The following is a 17,524-nucleotide window of genomic DNA, read 5'->3' on the forward strand; positions in this document are numbered from 1 at the left end:
ATCAAAAAACAAGACAGGAGACAAGGCTATGCAATCGAGCACCCCCGTCGCCGGTGTGCATGATGCGCGCGAGGCGGCCGATGGGCCGCGTGCCGCAGACGGCGCGCACGAAGTCCATCGCGCCTATGCCGCGCCCGAGGTCCACGCGCGCCAGATTTCGGCGCGTCTCGACCGGCTGCCGCCCAGCGCGCCCGTGTGGCTCCTGATCGGCGCGCTCGCGCTTGGCGGCTGGTTCGAGATTTACGACATGTTCCTCACGGCCTATATCGGGCCGGGGCTCGTCAAGGCCGGCATCTTCACGAAGACGACGGCCTCGCTGTTCGATCTCGGCGGCCTGGGCGCGTTCGTCGCGGCGCTGTTTCTCGGGCTCTTTATCGGCACGATCGGCGTGGCGTTTATCGCGGACCGGCTCGGCCGACGCCGCGTGTTCGTCGGCGCGCTGCTCTGCTATACCTTCGCCGCCGTGATGATGTCGCTGCAGGACGCGCCCGGCTGGATCGTGTTCTGGCGCGTGGTGGCGGGCATCGGCGTGGGCGCGGAACTCGTGACCATCGACGCTTACGTATCCGAGTTCGTGCCCGCGCGGCTGCGTGGCCGCGCCTTCGCGTTCGTGCAGGCGATCCAGTACACGTCGATTCCGACCATCGCGTTTCTGTCGTGGCAGCTCGTGCCGATCGCGCCGTTCGGTCAGGACGGCTGGCGCTGGGTCGTGTGGATCGGCTGCTCGGGCGCGGTGTTCGTCTGGCTGATCCGGCTGGGTTTGCCGGAAAGCCCGCGCTGGCTGATCCAGCATGGCCGCATCGCCGAGGCCGAAGCGATCGTCGCGCGGCTGGAAAAGCGCATCGAGCGCGCGACGGGCAAGCCGTTGCCGATTGCTCATGTCCCGCAGGTCGCGCCTCATATCGAGAACGTTGCGCATGCAACTACATCGGCAGAAAGCGACAGCCCGTGGAGCGCGCGCTACCGCCGCCGCACGATCATGCTGCTGGTGTTCAACTTCTTCCAGTCGATCGGCTATTACGGTTTCGCGAGCTGGGTGCCCACGCTGCTCGCCGAAAAAGGCGTGACGCTCACGCACAGCCTCTGGTATTCGTTTCTGATCGCCATTGCGAGTCCGCTCGGGCCGCTGCTGTCGATGCTGATCGCCGACCGCGTCGAGCGCAAATGGCTGATCGTCGGCGCGTCGGCGGCGATGGCGGTGCTCGGCATCATCTTCGCGCAGCAGCGCGAGCCGATGCTGCTCGTCGCGATGGGCCTGCTGATGACGCTCGCCGGCAACTGCATGACGTTCTCGTACCGCACCTACCAGGCCGAACTGTTCCCGACGCGCATGCGGGCGCGCGCCATCGGCCTCGTCTATTCGGCGAGCCGTATCAGCGCGATGCTCTCGGGCTTCCTGATCGGCTTCTTCCTGCGTCACCTCGGCGTGCCCGGCGTGTTCGCGCTGATCGCCGGATCGATGTTCGTGGTGATGCTCACGATCGGCCTGTTCGGCCCGCGCTCGCGCGGCCTGAGCCTCGAACAGATCTCCGGTTAATTTCGCTTAATCTGGTTTTGCCCGAGGGCACCGCATGTTCTATCTCGATGAACCGCCGCGCGTCGTGCAGACGCGCGTGTTTTCCACGATGCCCGCGCGCTTTCGCCAGACCGGCGTGGGCTCGGCCTGGGCCAACGCCAACAAGGCGGGGCAGAGCGTCGACAGCTTTCTCGAAGGTCCGGCGTTCGACGCGCAAGGTCGGCTCTATGTCGTCGATATTCCGTTTGGCCGCATTTTTCGCATCGAAGGCGACGGTAATCGCGATACCGACTGGACGCTCGTCGCGCAATACGACGGCGAGCCGAACGGGCTCAAGTTCCACCCCGACGGCCGCATTCTGATCGCCGATTACCGCAACGGCATCATGCAGCTCGATCCGCAAAGCGGCCGCGTGGAGCCGCTGCTGACCTCGCGCAACGGCGAGTCGTTCAAGGGCTGCAACGACCTCGCGATCGCCGCGAATGGCGATATCTATTTCACCGATCAGGGACAGACGGGCCTGCAGGACCCCACGGGCCGCGTCTATCGCCTGCGTGCCGATGGCCGGCTCGACTGCCTGCTCTCGAACGGCGTGAGTCCGAACGGACTCGTGCTCGATCCGTCGGGCCGCGTGCTGTTCGTGGCGATGACGCGCGACAACGCGGTCTGGCGCGTGCCGCTGCTCGACAACGGCGGCACCGCGAAAGTCGGCCGCTTCTGCTCGCTGTTCGGCACGAGCGGCCCCGACGGCCTCGCGATGGACGAAGCGGGCAATCTCTACGTCGCGCACGCCTCGCTCGGCCATGTGTTCGTGTTCGCGCCGAACGGCGCGTGCATCGCGCGCGTGAAGTCGTGCGCGGGCGAGACGGTGACCAATCTCGCCTTCGGCGGGCGCGAACGCCAGCAGATCTTCATCACCGAATCGAAGCTCGGCAACGTGCTGGTCGCCGACGCCGTCGCGCCCGGCATCGCCTTGCCGCGCGTGGCCTGATCCGCTGCGAGGAGCGCGCCATGACCGCCGCCTTCAGCCTGAGCGACTATCCGCTCGCGAACCATTCCGCGCCGCGCACGGGCGCGTCGCCGCCTGTGCCGCGCCGTCTCGCGCGCGTGCTCTCGCTCGCCGATTTCGAAGCGGCGGCGCGCCGCCATCTGCCGCGCCCGATCTTCGCCTACGTGAGCGGCGGCTGCGAAACCGACCGCTCGCTGCGCGAGAACCGCGCCGCGTTCGATGAGTACGACTGGGTACCGCGCGTGCTCGTCGATACCTCGCAACGCACGCTCGACACGACGCTGTTCGGCCACACCTATGCCGCGCCGTTCGGCATTGCGCCGATGGGGATCAGCGCGCTCTCGGCGTATCGCGGCGATCTGATCCAGGCGCAGGCGAGCGCGCTCGCCAATCTGCCGATGATCATGAGCGGTTCGTCGCTGATCCGCATGGAGGCCATCGCGCAGGCGAATCCGCAGGCGTGGTTCCAGATGTATGTGCCGGGCGAACCGGAGACGATCGCGGCGCTGGTGGACCGCGTCGCGCAGGCGGGCTTTCGCACGCTGGTGCTGACCGCCGATGTGCCGGTGTCGGGCAATCGCGAGAACAATCTGCGCGCGGGCTTTTCCACGCCGCTGCGCCCCGGCCCGCGTCTCGCGTGGGATGGGCTGACGCATCCGCGCTGGCTGCTCGGCACGGCGCTGCGCACGCTCTGGCGGCACGGCATGCCGCATTTCGAGAACTCGCGCGTCACGCGCGGCGCGCCGATTCTCTCGTCGAACGTGCTGCGCGACTTCGGCGCGCGCGACCATCTGAGCTGGGAACATCTGCGGATGATCCGGCAGCGCTGGCGCGGCACGCTGGTCGTGAAAGGCATTCTCGACGCGGACGACGCGCGCCGCGCGCGCGACCTCGGCGTGGACGGGCTGATCGTTTCGAATCACGGCGGACGTCAGCTCGACGGCTCGATTGCGCCGCTGCGCGCGCTGCCGCGCGTGGTGGCCGCCGTCGACGCGGACTGCCCGGTGATGATCGACAGCGGCTTCCGTCGCGGCGGCGACGTGCTGATGGCGCTGGCGCTCGGCGCGCGCGCGGTGTTCATCGGCCGGCCGTTCAACTACGCGGGCGCGGTGGCGGGGCAGGCGGGCGTGCTGCACGCGTTCGCGATCGTCGCGGCGGAAATGCGCCGCAATATGGCGCTGCTCGGCGTGACGCGGCCCGATGAGGTCGATGCGAGCCGGTTGAGGCGGCGCGGCGAGTGATGAGTCAGTAGCGAGTCAATGTCGCGTTAATAACGAGCGCGCGGCTTCGTTCGCCGCGCTTCGCTCAGGTGAGGTTCAGCCCGCCATCCGAGAGCAGAATCTCGCCGGTCAAATAATCCGAAGCAACGAGCATGGCGACCGCCTGAGCGATGTCCTCGGGGCTGGCGGCGCGCCGCATCGGCGAGCGTTCTCTCCAGAGTTGCTGCGCCTGCGTCCACTCCGCGGTGAGCGGCGTATCGACGAGACCCGGCGCGACGGCGTTCACGCGCACATCGGGCGCGAGCGTGAGCGCGAGCAGGCGCGTGACGTGATTCAGCGACGCCTTGCTCGCCGCGTAGGGAATCGACGCGCCCTTGGGCCGCACGCCCGCATGCGAACTCACGTTGACGACGCAGCCCGCCTTGCCGCGCGCGGCGGCCTCGCGCAGCATCGGCAGCGCTTCGGTGACGAGGCGAAACGGCGCGACTACGTTGACCTCGTTCATTTCCTGCCAGACATCGGGCGTGGCGGCCGCGAGATCGTCGTGAGGAATCACGCGGCTGATGCCCGCGTTGTTCACCAGCACATCGAGGCGGCCCCAGACGGCGCCCGCTTCGCGGATGAGCCGGGTTCGATCCGCATCGTTCGCCAGATCGGCCTGCACGTAGGCGGCGGATTCGAGTTCGCGCGCCATCGCGTGTCCGGCTTGCGCCGAACTTCTGGAATGCAGGATAACTGAATAACCGTCGGCGCAAAGACGGCGCGCAATCGCGGCGCCGATGCCGGAAGTCGAGCCCGTGACGAGGGCGACAGGTCGAGTGGTTTGCATGAGGGCAGTGAGGGAGGGGAGCGAGCCAGCCGTCGATTGTCGATGATTCGGCGGAGGCTGTCACCCGTTCTCCTCGCGCAGCCAATCGTTCGACGCCCGCAGCGACGCGCCGTCGCGCGCGACTCGCGTCAGTTCCACTCGCCTGCGGCGTTCGCGAAACAGCGCCGCGCACGCCGCATCGAATCGCCGACGCGTCCGCTTACTTGAGCAGATCGCGGATCGCTTCGCCCACGCCGGTCGCCGACTGCGGGTTCTGGCCGGTCACGAGTTGGCCGTCGACGGCCACGGTGCGGGTCCATGGCGCGCCCGGCTGCATCTGCGCGCCGCGCTGCGCGAGCGTGCTGGAGAGCAGGAACGGCACGACGTCGGTGAGCCCGACCGCTTCTTCCTCGGCGTCGGTGAACGCCGCGACCTTGCGGCCCGCGACCAGATAGCGGCCGTCGCTGAGCGTCACGTTGACCAGCGCGGCCGGGCCGTGGCAGACCGCGCCCACGACGCCGCCCGCTTCCCACACCGCGCGGGTTGTGTCGTTGACGGCCGCGCTCGCCGGAAAGTCCCACATCGCGCCGTGGCCGCCCGCGAAGAAGATCGCGGAAAGCGTGCTCGCATCGACATCGGCGAGCGCTTTCGAGCCTGCAATCGCGGCGCGAAAACGCGCGTCGTTCCAGTAGCGCGCGTTGACCGGATCGTCGAGATCGAGACCGTCCACGGGCGGCTCGCCGCCCTGGATCGAGGCGAATTCGACCGGGATGCCCGCGGCTTCGAGCACGGCGAGCGGATGGGTCACTTCCGAGAGGTAGAAGCCCGTCGGGTCGCCGCCTTCGCCTTTGCTGCCGTGGCTGGTCATGACGATAAGTACCGGTTTCATGTCGATGTGCGAAAGAGTGAGTGTGGGGACAGTGTGTGGGGACAATCAGGCAACGACGTCGTGCGCGCGTTCGTCTGCGCGTTCGTCCGCAACATCGCCCGTGTAATGCGGATAGTCGGTGTAACCGCGCGCGTCGCCGCCGTAGTACGTGCGCTGATCGACCTTCGCGATGGCCCAGCCGTGGCGCAGGCGCTCGACCAGGTCCGGGTTCGCGATATAGGGCGCGCCGAACGCGGCGAGATCGATCGTGCCGTTGCCGATCAGCGTGCTGGCCTTCTGGAAGTCGAGCCCGCCCGCGAGGATCAGCGTGCCACGGTAGGCCTCGCGGAAGCGTTCGAGAAAACCTGCCGGCATGGCGGGCGCGCCGCGGCTCGCCTGATCCATGATGTGCACGTAGGCGATGCCGCGCGCGCCGAGTTCACGGGCGAGATAGAGGAAGGTTTCCGCTTCGCCCTCGAAGTCGCCGAGTTCGTGCAGGCGGCCAAACGGCGAGAGCCGGATGCCGACGCGCTCGCGGCCGATGCGCGCGATGCAGGCGTCCACCACGGCGAGCGCGAAACGCGCGCGGTTTTCCACGCTGTCGCCGCCGTAGGCGTCCGTGCGGTCGTTGACCGCGCCGTTGATGAACTGCTCGACCAGATAGCCGTTCGCGCCGTGAATCTCGACGCCGTCGAAGCCCGCGGCCACGGCGTTCTGCGCGGCGTTCGCGAAGTCCTCGATCACGCGCGCGATCTCGTCGATCGTCAGTGCGTGCGGCGGGCTGGCCGTCACGAACGCGGGCTGGCCGTGGTCGTCGTAACCGAACGCGGAACTCTTCGCCGCCTGCGTGGACGTCGAACTGACCGGCGCCGCGCCGCCCGGCTGCAGCGAGACGTGGCTCATGCGGCCCACGTGCCAGATCTGCGTGAAGATCGTGCCGCCGAGATCGTGCACCGCATCGGTGACGTGGCGCCACGCGGCGACCTGCGCATCGTTCCAGATGCCGGGGCAATCGACGAAACCATTGCCTTCGGGGCTGATCGGCGTGCCCTCGGTGACGATCAGGCCCGCGCTCGCGCGCTGCGCGTAATAGCGGACCGTTTCCTCGTTCGGCACGTGGCCCGGCGCGCGGGCGCGCGTCATCGGCGCCATCGCCACGCGGTTGCGCAGCGGTCGGCCCGCGAGATCGTATGCGTCGAAAAGTGTCGTCATGTGGCTTCCTGTGCTTGGCTGCGGCGTGCGTGCGCCTTCGAGACATCCATTGTGGCCGCCGCCCATTCCTTTTCCTAGCCGGTGCAATGGAATATCATTTATGAATTAAATTCTCGAATAAGCGGTGACATGGACAGTCGAAGCGGAGAGATGCGGGTCTTCACGCGCGTGGTCGAAACCGGCAGTTTTTCGGCGGCGGGCAAGACGCTGGAGCTGACGCCGTCGGCGGTCAGCAAGGTGATCAGCCGCCTCGAAGAACGGCTTGGCGTGCTGCTGTTCCAGCGCTCCACGCGGCACCTCGCGGTGACCAACGAAGGGCGGCTGTTCTATGACAGTTGCGTGCGCATTCTCGACGACATCGACGAAGCCGAGCACGGCATTTCGGAAGGCATCACGGCGCCGCACGGCGCGCTGCGCATCAACGTGTCGATTCCGATGGGCACGCATTACATCGTGCCGCTGATGCCGTTGTTTACGGCGCGTTATCCGGGCATCCGCGTGGATCTGTCGTTGACGGACGCGGTGGTGGATCTGCAGCGCGAACGCGTCGACGTCGCGGTGCGCACGGGGCCCTTATCGGATGCGAATTTCCACGCGCGCAAGCTCGGTTCGACGGGGCGCGCGGTCGTGGCCGCGCCGGGCTATCTGAAGGCGCACGGCTTGCCGCGCGCGCCCGAGGATCTCGCGGGCCACCGCTGCTTCAATTTCAATTTCCGCCGCTCGATGGACGAATGGCCGTTTCGCATCGACGGGCGCACGTTTCACTTTCCCGTGCGCGGCGACATTCTCACCAACAACGGCGCGACGATGCGCCAGCTGACGCTCGCGGGGCTCGGCATCAGCCGCCTCGGCCTATTTCATATCAAGGACGATCTGGCTTCCGGGCGGCTGGTGGAATTGCTGGCGGATTACAACCCCGGCGATATCGAGGATATCCACGTGATTTTCAGCAATCAGCGCCATATGACGGCGCGCGTGCGGGTATTTATCGACTTTCTGGTGGAGAAGCTGGGGCCGGTGTTGCAGGGGTGAGGGTCGAGCGAATCGACGCGACGACCGTGGCGAGAAACTGCGTGATGGCCGCTTCGTTGTCGGGCGTTTGCAGCGTGGTTTTGACGTCTTCCGGCGATTTTCCGACCAGAGGAATGCGCAGAAAGGCGGAGTCGAGAAAGCCCTCGCTGATGGTGGAGAGAACGAGCCGCAGCGAGGCGAGCATGTCTTCGCCGCGATGCGACGCATGCGCGATGGCGATGGGTTTGCCGATCACTTCGAATCGGGAAACCATCCAGTCGATGGCGTTCTTGAGCCCGCCTGGCAGGGCGTGGACGTACTCGGGGCTGGCGATGATGATGCCGTCGGCGCGCGAGACGAGTTCGATGAATCGGGCCACTGGTGCGGGCAGCGCGCCGTGCTCGGCGTCGGGTGAAAAAACCGGCAATTTGTCGAGCCACGCCACGACGGACAACTCGGCGCCTGGCGGCAAATAATCCTGCATCGCCATCAGCAAGGCGGTATTGGTGGACTCGCGGCGCGTACTTCCGGAGATGGCCAGCAACTTCATGTTGTCGAATTCCTGGTCGGAGAATCTGGTCGGTTGAGCCTGGTCGGTTAAGCCTGGTCCCTTAAGCCGGGTCGGGCCGTGATTCAGCAATAGCCGCTGCGCAGCGCCGTCGCCCAATCGGGTCGTCCGTTTTGTTGCGCGATTGCCGAGGCGGTGTCCCAGTCATAGGCCACGGCGCGCAATTCCGCGATCCAGCCCGACTCGGTGAGCGTGGCGAAGGCATAGCGCGCGTGCGGCGAGCCCATTTCCATCCGATGCGGAAATGGCCGGTCGTCCGCGTAAGCCTGAAGGCCGACGCTGCCCGGATTGACGATCAGGCGTCCATCGTCGAGTTGAACCGCGCGCTGAATGTGAGTGTGTCCGCACAGAATCAGCTTCGACGCGACCTTGCCCGCACGCTCCTCGATTTCCTCGACGGTCGCGGCGCGGCATCCCGAAGGCGTGACGGTTTCCAGAAAGTAAGCGAGATCGTCGTCGGGCGTGCCGTGCACCAGCAGAACGTCGTCGCCAATCGCCAGCGTGCCGGGCAAACTTTCAATCCACTGGCGTTGATCGGCGCGCAGGCAGTCGAGCGCCCAACGGTCGGAGGGACCCATGCGCTCGCGATCGCCGGCCAGCACCTGCCGCTCGTGGTTGCCACGGATCGTCGGCAGGTCGAGCGCGATCAGGCGGTCGGCCGTTTCGCACGGATACAGCGCGCCGGAAACAATATCGCCGAGATTGACGATCACGTCCGCGCCCAGCGAACGGATCTCGGCGAGCACGGCGTCCAGCGCGGCGATGTTGCCGTGAATATCGGAGAGCGCGGCGATTTTCATGACGATAAACCGTAAAGGGCGAGAGGAGATTGTCGCCAGTTTCGGGCCGTTGATGCAACGGCTCATTTCAACGCCGATAAAAAGGGAACTGCGCCATCCATCGTAAGCGTGCCGCTGACGTTCTCGAACACCGCATGGAATAAGCGGCCCGCCTCGCGTGTTTCGGTGAGGTTGAGAGTGGCGTGCATAACGGGAGGCATCATGCGGTTCGCGGTACTGGGCGCCGGCGCGGTCGGCTGTTATTTCGGCGGCATGCTCGCGCGCCATGGTCATGACGTGGTCTTGATTGGCCGGGCGGCGCATGTCGCGGCGATGAATCAGGACGGTTTGCGCATTCAGTCGCAATCGTTCGACATTCGGCTGCCCGTGCGCGCCGCAACCGATATCGAGGCCGCCGCCGACGCCGATGTCGTGTTCGTCTGCGTGAAGTCGACCGATACCGCCGAAGCCGCTCGCGGGCTCGACGCGATGCTCGCGCCGGATGCGATCGTGGTGAGTCTGCAAAACGGCGTCGACAACGCCGCGCTCTTGCGCGAACGCCTCGCGCAGCCCGTGATTTGCGCGGCGGTCTATGTCGCGAGCGAAATGGCCGGGCCCGGTCATCTGCTGCATCACGGCCGGGGCGAACTGGCGATCGAAGCGTCGCTTCAGAGCGAAGCCCTGGCGCGCGTGCTGCGCTCGGCCAGCATTCCCACGGAAATCGCCGCGGACGTGCGAACGACGCTGTGGCAAAAGCTCATTCTCAACTGCGCCTATAACGCGGTTTCCGCGATCGTGCAGTTGCCGCTCGGCGCCATGGCGCATCGCGATGCGCTGCGCGACACCATGCGCGAAGTGGTCGCCGAATGCCTGGCTGTGGCCGCCGCCGAAGGCGTGCACTTCGAGCACGACGCGGCGCGCATGGTCGAGCAGATCGAAGCGACGATTCCGGGCGGTCAATATTCGTCCACCGCGCAAGATCTGGCGCGCGGCAAATCTAGCGAGATCGACTTTCTCAATGGCGCGATCGTGCGGCGAGGCGAGATCGCGGGTATTCCAACGCCCGCGAATCGCACGCTGCATACGCTGGTGAAGCTGCTCGAAGAAAAGAACGCACGTCATTTTGAGCGCTGATTTTTTTGCGCGCTTCAGTAATCACGACGATCGTCTTTATCACAATCAGATAACACGTTGAGAATATGACCAACGCAATGAATTACGCAAACGAGTCCGTCGATCTCGCCGTTGCCGCGTGGCATGACGCGATCGAAACATTCTGCCGATTGCAACCGGACGGCGACGTAAAAGCAGAACCGCGCGGCACGCGAGCGATGGTGAGCGGCACGCCGGTATCGGTATTGAACGCGGTCATCAGCACGAGGCGCGAGCCCGATGTGGACGAGTTGAGCGCGTTCGCTGCATCGTTTGGCAACAAGGGCCTTCCGTGGAGCATTCAGTCGCGCGGCACGGGTGGCGATGCTGCGATTGAGCCAATCGCGATGCGCTGCGGGCTGACGCAGTCCTTCGCTCTGCCGTTCATGATGCGGCGTCTGGATGCCGACGTAACGAATGTGCCGCTGCCCGATGCGGTCAGCATTCGGCGTGTTCCTCCGCAAGATCACGAGGCGTATAACCGCGCGCTGGCCTGCGGCTATGAAGCGCCCGAACAGGTCTTCAGAGGTTTCAGCGCGCCCGCTGTTTTGGGTGCCGAAGGCATGACGGCTTATCTGGTTGAAGAAAAGGGCATTGCCGTTGCGACATCGTTCGGCGTGCTCATAAATGGACACGTGGGCGTATTCAACATATCGACGCAACCCGCCTACCGGCGACGCGGCTACGCGCGCGCGGCAACCGCCGCAGTGCTGCGCGACGCGTATTTGCAGGACGCTCACACCGCCTTTCTTCATTGCACGCCCGCAGGACGCGGCGTTTATGAATCGATGGGCTTTGCGATTGCGGAAACGTGGCAGGTCTACGCGACGCCGTAATGTGCGCCGATTGACACACTCGTATAAACGTTGATGCGATGAGGTAAAAACATCATGAATCTGCAACTGAATGGCAAGCGTGCGCTGGTGACGGGTTCGACCGCCGGACTCGGCGAGGCGATTGCGAAACTGCTGGCGGCGGAAGGCGCGACGGTAATCGTCCACGGCCGCAGCGGCGATCGTGCAAGCGCGGTCGCGGAAGCGATCACGGCTGCGGGCGGCCACGCCGAGATCGCGCTGGGCGATCTGGCCACCGACTCGGGAGCGGACGCCGTGGCCGCGCAATCGCGCGAAGGCGGTGCGATCGATATTCTGGTCAACAACGCTGGCTATTATCACCATCTGAACTGGGTCACGGCGTCGCCCGACAAATGGATCGAGACTTACGAGGTCAACGTGCTGTCCGCCGTGCGCATGATTCAGCGTCTCGTGCCCGCGATGCGCGAGCGCGGCTGGGGGCGCGTGATCCAGATCGGCGGCGGGCTTGCGGGTCAGCCTGTTCCCATGCAGCCCGATTACAACGCGTCGCTGGCGGCGCGGCACAATCTGGCGGTGTCGCTGGCGCGCGATCTCAAAGACTCGGGCGTGACCTCGAACATCGTGGCGCCCGGCGCGATTCTCGTGCCGTCCGTCAAGGCGCTGCTGGAGAAGATCGCGCCGCAGCACGGATGGGGCGAGACGTGGGAGGACATCGAGCGCGGTTGTGTGCGCGATATGGTGCCGAACGACGTGGGCCGTCTTGGCCGCCCGGAAGAGATCGCGGCGGCCGTTGCCTATCTGGCGAGCCCGTATGCCGATTATGTGAGCGGTGCGACGATCCGGGTCGATGGCGGCACGATTCGGTCTGCGTTTTGAGCGGGAAAGCGGGCCATCACTTCGGATGACTCCGCCGCCAATCGCGCGGCGTCTCACCAAATCGTCCACTAAACCAGTTCGTAAAAGAGCCTTGCTGGGAATAACCCAGCAAGGCCGCCACGCGTCCGATCGGATAGCGTGGATTGCTCATATACCGCACCGCGAGTTCACCGCGCACTTCTTCCACCAGACGCGAGAAACTGGTTTGCGCCACTTCGAGCTGGCGCTGCATCGTGCGCACGCTCATATGCAAATGACTGGCGACGCACTCGACCGTCGCCTGCTCCAGCGGAAGCAGCAGGTAGATCGCCTTGCGGACTTCGAGCGGGGTCGTGTCCGCGCCCGAGACGTTCAGGGCGTCGGCGAGGCTTTCGGCGTATCGCACCAGTTCGGGATCGGCGGCGGGATTCGGGTAGTCGAGATCGGCGGTTGCGCAGACGAAGCCATTGAAGTCGCTGCCGAATTCAAGAGGACACCCAAAGAATCGCCGATGAAACGTCAGGCTGGCGGGGCCGCGATGAACGAAATGGACTGAGCGCGGCTTCCAGTGTTCGCCGAGCAGCGCGCTGGAGTGACGCGCCAGCACGCCGACCGCGAGTTCGATCGCCTGGTTCGTCGGGGTGCCGGGTTCGACGACCATTTCTTCGCGGATGGTCACGGTTGCGCCGGCATCCTCGACGAACACCGCGAGCGCCTCGTTCAGCAGGTGCCGGTATTCGGCGGTGGCGAGCAGCACTTCGCGCAGCGTGCGCTTGTGCGCCAGCAGGACATTGACCACGCCGGTGCCGAACTTCTGCCGTGTTTCCGCCATCTGCAAGGCAAAGGTGCTGCACGATGCCTGTTCGGCTGTGAGTTCGAGCAGCCGGCAGGCAGCCGCTGCGGAAATGCGTTCGTCGGGGCTCGCGAGCGCCGTGGCATCGATCCCCACCTGTTTCGCCAGTTCGACGGGATTCAGGCCCACACGTCGCGTCACGTCGAAATACCCGCTCAGGGCGACCGAGCGCAGCATTGTCTCCATCGTTGTGTCTCCGTGCTGCGGACGGACTGCGCCTCGCCGTCCGTATCTCCATGTTTATCAACGTTTATTCGTGCGCGCGCGTTGGGATCGGTGTTAACGCCTGGTTTAACGCCGGTGGCATCGAAAGCTAAAACAATGGCGCGCTATCACAAAAGTATAGTGCGGGATTGCCGTATCGTGCCATCTCATCAGTTCGTCATCTTCCGGTCGCAACTCGGGTAATCAACCGATCGTCGTGACCGGAATATCGCCACCCAACACGGAGAACACGATGCAATTTCTAGACGATTCGCTGCATCCCGAGAATCAGAGCAAGGTTGTCATCACGACGGCGCCCTATGGTCCCGAGTGGATGCCCGAGGACTTTCCCGAAGACATTCCGGTGACGATGGAGGAGCAGATCCAGAAGGCGGTCGACTGCTACAACGCCGGCGCAACCGTGCTGCATCTGCATGTGCGCGAACTCGACGGCAAGGGTTCCAAACGTCTGTCGAAATTCAACGAGCTTATCGCGGGCGTGCGTGATGCGGTGCCGGACATGATCATCCAGGTGGGCGGCTCGATTTCGTTCGCCCCCGAAGACGATGGGCAAGCGGCGAAATGGCTCTCGGACGACACGCGCCACATGCTGGCCGATCTCGATCCGAAGCCGGACCAGGTGACCGTGGCGATCAACACCACGCAGATGAACATCATGGAGCTGCTCTATCCCGAGTATCTGGCTGGCACGTCGCTCGCCAATCCGGCGTTCATGGCGGCCTATAGTGAAATGACGGTGCCGGCCGGTCCCGCCTGGGTCGAGGAGCATCTGCGCCGCCTGCAGGCCTCGGGCATCCAGCCGCATTTCCAGTTGACCGGCATCCACGCGCTGGAGACGCTCGAACGCCTCGTGCGCAAGGGTGCTTATAAGGGACCGCTGAATCTCACGTGGATCGGCATCGGCGGCGGCTTCGACGGGCCGAATCCGTTCAACTTCTTCAACTTCGTGCATCGCGCGCCGGACGGCTGCACGCTGACCGCCGAATCGTTGTTGAAGAACGTGCTGCCGTTCAACATGATGGCAATGGCGATGGGGCTGCATCCGCGCTGCGGCATCGAAGACACGATCATCGACCAGCACGGCAAGCGCATGACCTCGGTGCAGCAGATCGAGCAGTGCGTGCGCGTGGCGCACGAACTGGGCCGCGAGATCGCGACGGGCAAGGAAGCGCGCGAGATCTACCGGATTGGTGTGCAGTACCAAACAATCGGCGAGACGCTCGCGGCAAACGGCATGGCGCCGAACCGCGAAGCCGGTGTGAAGAATCTGCCGCTGCGCGTGGCTTGAGGAAGCGGGCGGCCGCGCGGACGCAGCGGCTCGCCAGGATGGGCAAGGCCGGTTCCATCGGAGCCGGATCGAGATGAAGGAGACACACATGCTCACGCATGCGGAGCCCGCAGCGGGCGAAGTGACGAAGGGACAGACGGATGTACGGGCTTATGCCTGGGTCGTGTTCGCGTTGACGGTCGGATTGTTGCTCTCCGACTATATGTCCCGGCAGGTGCTCAACGCGGTATTTCCGCTACTCAAGTCCGCCTGGCAGCTCTCCGACACGCACCTCGGATCGCTCAGCAGCGTGGTCGCGCTGATGGTGGGCGTGCTCACCTTCCCGCTCTCGGTGCTCGCCGACCGCTGGGGCCGCGTGCGAAGCATCGTCCTGATGGCCGCGATGTGGAGTCTCGCGACGCTCGGCTGCGCGGTCTCGGCCAACTATGGCGAGATGTTGCTGGCGCGTGCGTTCGTCGGCATCGGCGAGGCGGCGTATGGCAGCGTGGGCGTCGCGGTGGTGCTGAGCATCTTTCCGGTGCGGTTGCGCGCCACCGTGACGGCGGCGTTCATGGCGGGCGGCGCGTTCGGTTCGGTGCTCGGCATGGCGCTCGGTGGCGCCGTCGCGGCGCACCTCGGCTGGCGCGCGGCGTTCGGCGCGATGGCGATCCTCGGATTCCTGCTGCTCGTGATCTACCGGATCGCGGTCTCCGAAAAGCGCCTCGCGCCGTTGCAGGCCTGCCGCGCAACCCGCCGCACGCCCGCGACGATGAGCCTGCGCAGTCTGCTCCGCGAGCTGTTTTCGACGAGGTCCGTGGTCTGCGCCTATATCGGCAGCGGGATTCATCTGCTGGTGCCGGCGGCGGTGTGGGCGTGGATGCCGAGTTTCCTCAACCGCTACTACGGCATGGCGCCAGGCCAGGCGGCGATGGGCGCGGCGCTGTTCGTGCTGACGACCGCGCTCGGCATGGTCACCTGCGGGCATCTGGCCGATCGCTTCGGCAAGCATGCGCCCGTGCGCAAATGGTCCACGGCGATCGCGTGCTGTCTGCTCTGCTTCGTGCTGCTCGGGATCGGTCTGCATCTGCCCGCCGGGCCTGCCCAGCTGCTCATGATCGCAGCCGGCATGTTCTTCTGCGCCGGTGCCACGGGCCCGTCGGGCGCGATGGTCGCGAATCTCACGCCGCCTTCCATCCATGCGTCGGCGTTCGCGACCCTGACGCTTGCGAACAACCTGCTGGGTCTCGCGCCGGCCGCGGTCCTGACCGGCATGGTCGCCGACCGGATCGGCCTGCTGGGCGCGCTGCAAATCGTGCCGCTCGCGCCGCTGGCCGCCGCCATTGCGTTTTATATCGGGCGTCGCCGCTATGCCGCCGACCTCGATCGCGTGAACAACCTGCGTGAGCAGGCCGCGTCCTGAACGGGCAGGCGGCCTGGCGCTCCGCGCAGTGAACAAGTAATCTGGATAAGCAAAGGAGATTCTCCATGGCAAAAGCAGTGCGTTTCCATGAAACCGGTGGCCCTGAAGTCTTGCGTTACGAGACCGTTGAAGTCGGTGAGCCCGGCCCGGGGCAGGTGCGTCTGCGCCACGAAGCGGTCGGCCTGAATTTCGCCGATACCTATTTCCGCTCGGGTCTCTATCCGGTGCCGCTGCCTGCGGGCATGGGCGTCGAGGCGGCGGGCGTGGTCGAGGCGGTCGGTCCCGATGTGGCCCACGTTGCCGCTGGCGATCGCGTCACCTACACGGGCTTTCTGAACACGCTGGGCGCGTACAGCACCGAACGCCTGATTCCGGCCGCGGCGCTCATCAAGCTGCCCGATGCGATTGCGTGCGAAACGGCTGCGGGCATGACCATGCGCGGCCTGACCGCTGCGTATCTGCTGCGCCGCATTCACGACTTCAAGCCGGGCCAGTCCGTTCTGCTGCACGCGGCGGCCGGCGGCGTCGGCCTGATCGTGTCGCAATGGGCGAAGCTGCTCGGGTTGACGGTGATCGGCACGGTGTCGAATGCGCGCAAGGGTGAAGTGGCCCGTCAACACGGTTGCGAACATGTGATCGACTACAGCCGCGAGGACGTCGCGAAGCGCGTGCGCGAGCTGACCGATGGCATAGGTGTGGATGTCGTGTTCGACAGCGTCGGCAAGGATACTTTCGAAGGCTCGCTCGATTCGCTCAAGCGGCGCGGACTCATGGTGTGCGTCGGCACGGCGTCGGGCCCGATCCCGCCGTTCAATCCGCAAATCCTCGCGATGAAGGGTTCGCTGTATTTGACCCGCCCGGCGCTGGCCGACTATATCGCCGATCCGGCGGAAAAGAACGCGCTGGCCAACGAGCTGTTTGCGCACGTGGCCACGGGCCGTATCCAGATCGAGTTGAACCAGCGCTACGCGCTGGAAGATGCCGTGCAGGCGCATCGCGATCTCGAATCGCGCAAGACGACCGGCTCGTCGGTCTTCGTTATCTGAGGAGGCACGTTGTGCGAGTCGAACCTTTGACCTGCGCGATCGGCGCCGAACTGACGGGCGTGCATCTCGCCGATGCGATCCGCGACGACGGCCTCTTCGCCGAGATCCGCGCGGCGCTGCTCAAGCATCGCGTGCTGTTCCTGCGCGATCAGAACATCACGCGCGCCGAGCACGTGACCTTCGCGCGGCGCTTCGGCGAACTGGAGGATCATCCGGTTGCGGGCAGCGACCCGGAGTATCCGGGCCTCGTGCGCATCTACAAGAACCCGGAGCAGCCCAACGACCGCTACGAAAACGCGTGGCACTCGGACGCGACCTGGCGCGAAGCGCCGCAGTTCGGCGCCGTGCTGCGTTGCGTGGAATGTCCGCCCGTCGGCGGCGATACGATGTGGGCCAACATGGTGCTCGCCTACGAGAATCTGCCGGAACACATCAAGACGCAGATCGCGGACCTGCGCGCGCGGCACAGCATCGAGGCGAGCTTCGGCGCTGCCATGCCGATCGAGAAGCGGCTCGCGCTGAAGGCGCAGTTTCCCGACGCGGAGCATCCGGTCGTGCGCACGCATCCCGAAACCGGCGAGAAGGTGCTGTTCGTGAATGCGTTCACCACGCATTTCACCAACTATCACACGGCGCAGCGCGTGCGCTTCGGGCAGGATGCGAATCCGGGCGCGGGCGATCTGCTGCGTTATCTCGTCAGTCAGGCCTATATTCCCGAGTACCAGGTGCGCTGGCGCTGGCAGCCGAACAGCATCGCCATCTGGGACAACCGCAGCACGCAGCACTATGCGGTGATGGATTACGCGCCTTGCCATCGCAAGATGGAGCGCGCGGGCATTATCGGCGACAAGCCTTACTGAGCGCGCGGGGGAGTGCATCGTGACTGTCGATACGACACCG

At 65.4% G+C, this 17,524-nt stretch carries 17 protein-coding genes; 11 read left to right on the forward strand and 6 right to left on the reverse strand.

All coding sequences use genetic code 11. The features are described from left to right. Positions 1-28: 28 nt before the first annotated feature. The 3 genes from LDO54_RS16725 to LDO54_RS16735 are packed head-to-tail and all read left to right on the forward strand — an operon-like array spanning position 29 to position 3,766. On the forward strand, positions 29-1,537 hold the full coding sequence (locus tag LDO54_RS16725; RefSeq protein ID WP_224011802.1) for an MFS transporter: 1,509 nt from the start codon (positions 29-31) through the stop codon (positions 1,535-1,537). Positions 1,538-1,571: 34 nt separating this feature from the next. After that, on the forward strand, positions 1,572-2,507 hold the full coding sequence (locus tag LDO54_RS16730; protein WP_224011803.1) for an SMP-30/gluconolactonase/LRE family protein: 936 nt from the start codon (positions 1,572-1,574) through the stop codon (positions 2,505-2,507). Positions 2,508-2,527: 20 nt separating this feature from the next. Continuing rightward, a complete protein-coding gene (locus LDO54_RS16735) occupies positions 2,528-3,766 on the forward strand; it encodes an alpha-hydroxy acid oxidase (RefSeq protein ID WP_224011804.1) in 1,239 nt (412 codons plus the stop codon). Between the two features lie 64 nt (positions 3,767-3,830). Here LDO54_RS16735 and LDO54_RS16740 read toward each other — a convergent pair whose 3' ends face one another. The 3 genes from LDO54_RS16740 to LDO54_RS16750 all read right to left on the reverse strand — a co-directional run bounded on the left by LDO54_RS16740 (position 3,831) and on the right by LDO54_RS16750 (position 6,633). Further along, the gene (locus tag LDO54_RS16740; RefSeq protein ID WP_224011805.1) at positions 3,831-4,574 is read right to left on the reverse strand and encodes an SDR family NAD(P)-dependent oxidoreductase; all 744 of its coding nucleotides are present in this window, start codon (positions 4,572-4,574) and stop codon (positions 3,831-3,833) included. A gap of 199 nt (positions 4,575-4,773) precedes the next feature. Further along, positions 4,774-5,442 carry a type 1 glutamine amidotransferase domain-containing protein gene (locus LDO54_RS16745; protein ID WP_224011806.1) on the reverse strand — a complete coding sequence of 223 codons (669 nt, stop codon included), beginning with the start codon at positions 5,440-5,442 and terminating at the stop codon, positions 4,774-4,776. Positions 5,443-5,487: 45 nt separating this feature from the next. Further along, a complete protein-coding gene (locus tag LDO54_RS16750; protein WP_224011807.1) occupies positions 5,488-6,633 on the reverse strand; it encodes an alkene reductase in 1,146 nt (381 codons plus the stop codon). Between the two features lie 81 nt (positions 6,634-6,714). On the opposite strand from LDO54_RS16750, the gene LDO54_RS16755 reads away from it, so the two are divergent. Beyond that, entirely contained in the window at positions 6,715-7,665 is a 951-nt protein-coding gene (locus LDO54_RS16755; protein WP_224011808.1) for a LysR family transcriptional regulator, read from the forward strand. Here the strand turns inward: LDO54_RS16755 and LDO54_RS16760 are convergent. Continuing rightward, complete coding sequence (locus LDO54_RS16760) at positions 7,619-8,311, reverse strand: NADPH-dependent FMN reductase (RefSeq protein WP_224011809.1); 693 nt, start codon at positions 8,309-8,311, stop codon at positions 7,619-7,621. The genes LDO54_RS16755 and LDO54_RS16760 overlap by 47 nt on opposite strands. Next, positions 8,278-9,012, reverse strand: coding sequence for a metallophosphoesterase family protein (locus LDO54_RS16765; RefSeq protein ID WP_224011810.1), 735 nt, complete (start codon positions 9,010-9,012; stop codon positions 8,278-8,280). Before LDO54_RS16765 ends, LDO54_RS16760 begins: the two co-directional genes overlap by 34 nt. A gap of 201 nt (positions 9,013-9,213) precedes the next feature. Here LDO54_RS16765 and LDO54_RS16770 point away from each other — a divergent pair, with 201 nt between their 5' ends. From LDO54_RS16770 to LDO54_RS16780, 3 genes are all read left to right on the forward strand, one after another. Then, entirely contained in the window at positions 9,214-10,125 is a 912-nt protein-coding gene (locus LDO54_RS16770; protein WP_224011811.1) for a ketopantoate reductase family protein, read from the forward strand. Positions 10,126-10,190: 65 nt separating this feature from the next. Further along, positions 10,191-10,979, forward strand: a complete 789-nt coding sequence (locus tag LDO54_RS16775; protein WP_224011812.1) for a GNAT family N-acetyltransferase — start codon at positions 10,191-10,193, stop codon at positions 10,977-10,979. A gap of 54 nt (positions 10,980-11,033) precedes the next feature. Beyond that, positions 11,034-11,834 carry an SDR family NAD(P)-dependent oxidoreductase gene (locus LDO54_RS16780; RefSeq protein ID WP_224011813.1) on the forward strand — a complete coding sequence of 267 codons (801 nt, stop codon included), beginning with the start codon at positions 11,034-11,036 and terminating at the stop codon, positions 11,832-11,834. Between the two features lie 16 nt (positions 11,835-11,850). On the opposite strand, the gene LDO54_RS16785 is transcribed toward LDO54_RS16780, so the two are convergent. Beyond that, positions 11,851-12,852 carry an AraC family transcriptional regulator gene (locus LDO54_RS16785; RefSeq protein WP_224011814.1) on the reverse strand — a complete coding sequence of 334 codons (1,002 nt, stop codon included), beginning with the start codon at positions 12,850-12,852 and terminating at the stop codon, positions 11,851-11,853. Positions 12,853-13,123: 271 nt separating this feature from the next. Here LDO54_RS16785 and LDO54_RS16790 point away from each other — a divergent pair, with 271 nt between their 5' ends. The 4 genes from LDO54_RS16790 (at position 13,124) to LDO54_RS16805 (ending at position 17,484) form a co-directional block, all read left to right on the forward strand. Further along, positions 13,124-14,179: a 3-keto-5-aminohexanoate cleavage protein gene (locus tag LDO54_RS16790; protein ID WP_224011815.1), complete on the forward strand. Its 1,056-nt coding sequence runs from the start codon at positions 13,124-13,126 to the stop codon at positions 14,177-14,179. An 88-nt stretch (positions 14,180-14,267) separates the two neighbouring features. Continuing rightward, positions 14,268-15,578 (forward strand): MFS transporter, encoded by a 1,311-nt coding sequence (locus LDO54_RS16795; RefSeq protein WP_224011816.1) that lies wholly within the window; start codon positions 14,268-14,270, stop codon positions 15,576-15,578. Positions 15,579-15,643: 65 nt separating this feature from the next. Next, complete coding sequence (locus LDO54_RS16800) at positions 15,644-16,624, forward strand: quinone oxidoreductase family protein (protein ID WP_224011817.1); 981 nt, start codon at positions 15,644-15,646, stop codon at positions 16,622-16,624. Positions 16,625-16,635: 11 nt separating this feature from the next. Then, a complete protein-coding gene (locus tag LDO54_RS16805) occupies positions 16,636-17,484 on the forward strand; it encodes a TauD/TfdA dioxygenase family protein (RefSeq protein ID WP_224011818.1) in 849 nt (282 codons plus the stop codon). The last annotated feature ends 40 nt before the right edge of the window (positions 17,485-17,524 follow it).

This window comes from Paraburkholderia tropica (assembly GCF_914484835.1).
Classification (GTDB): domain Bacteria; phylum Pseudomonadota; class Gammaproteobacteria; order Burkholderiales; family Burkholderiaceae; genus Paraburkholderia; species Paraburkholderia tropica_A.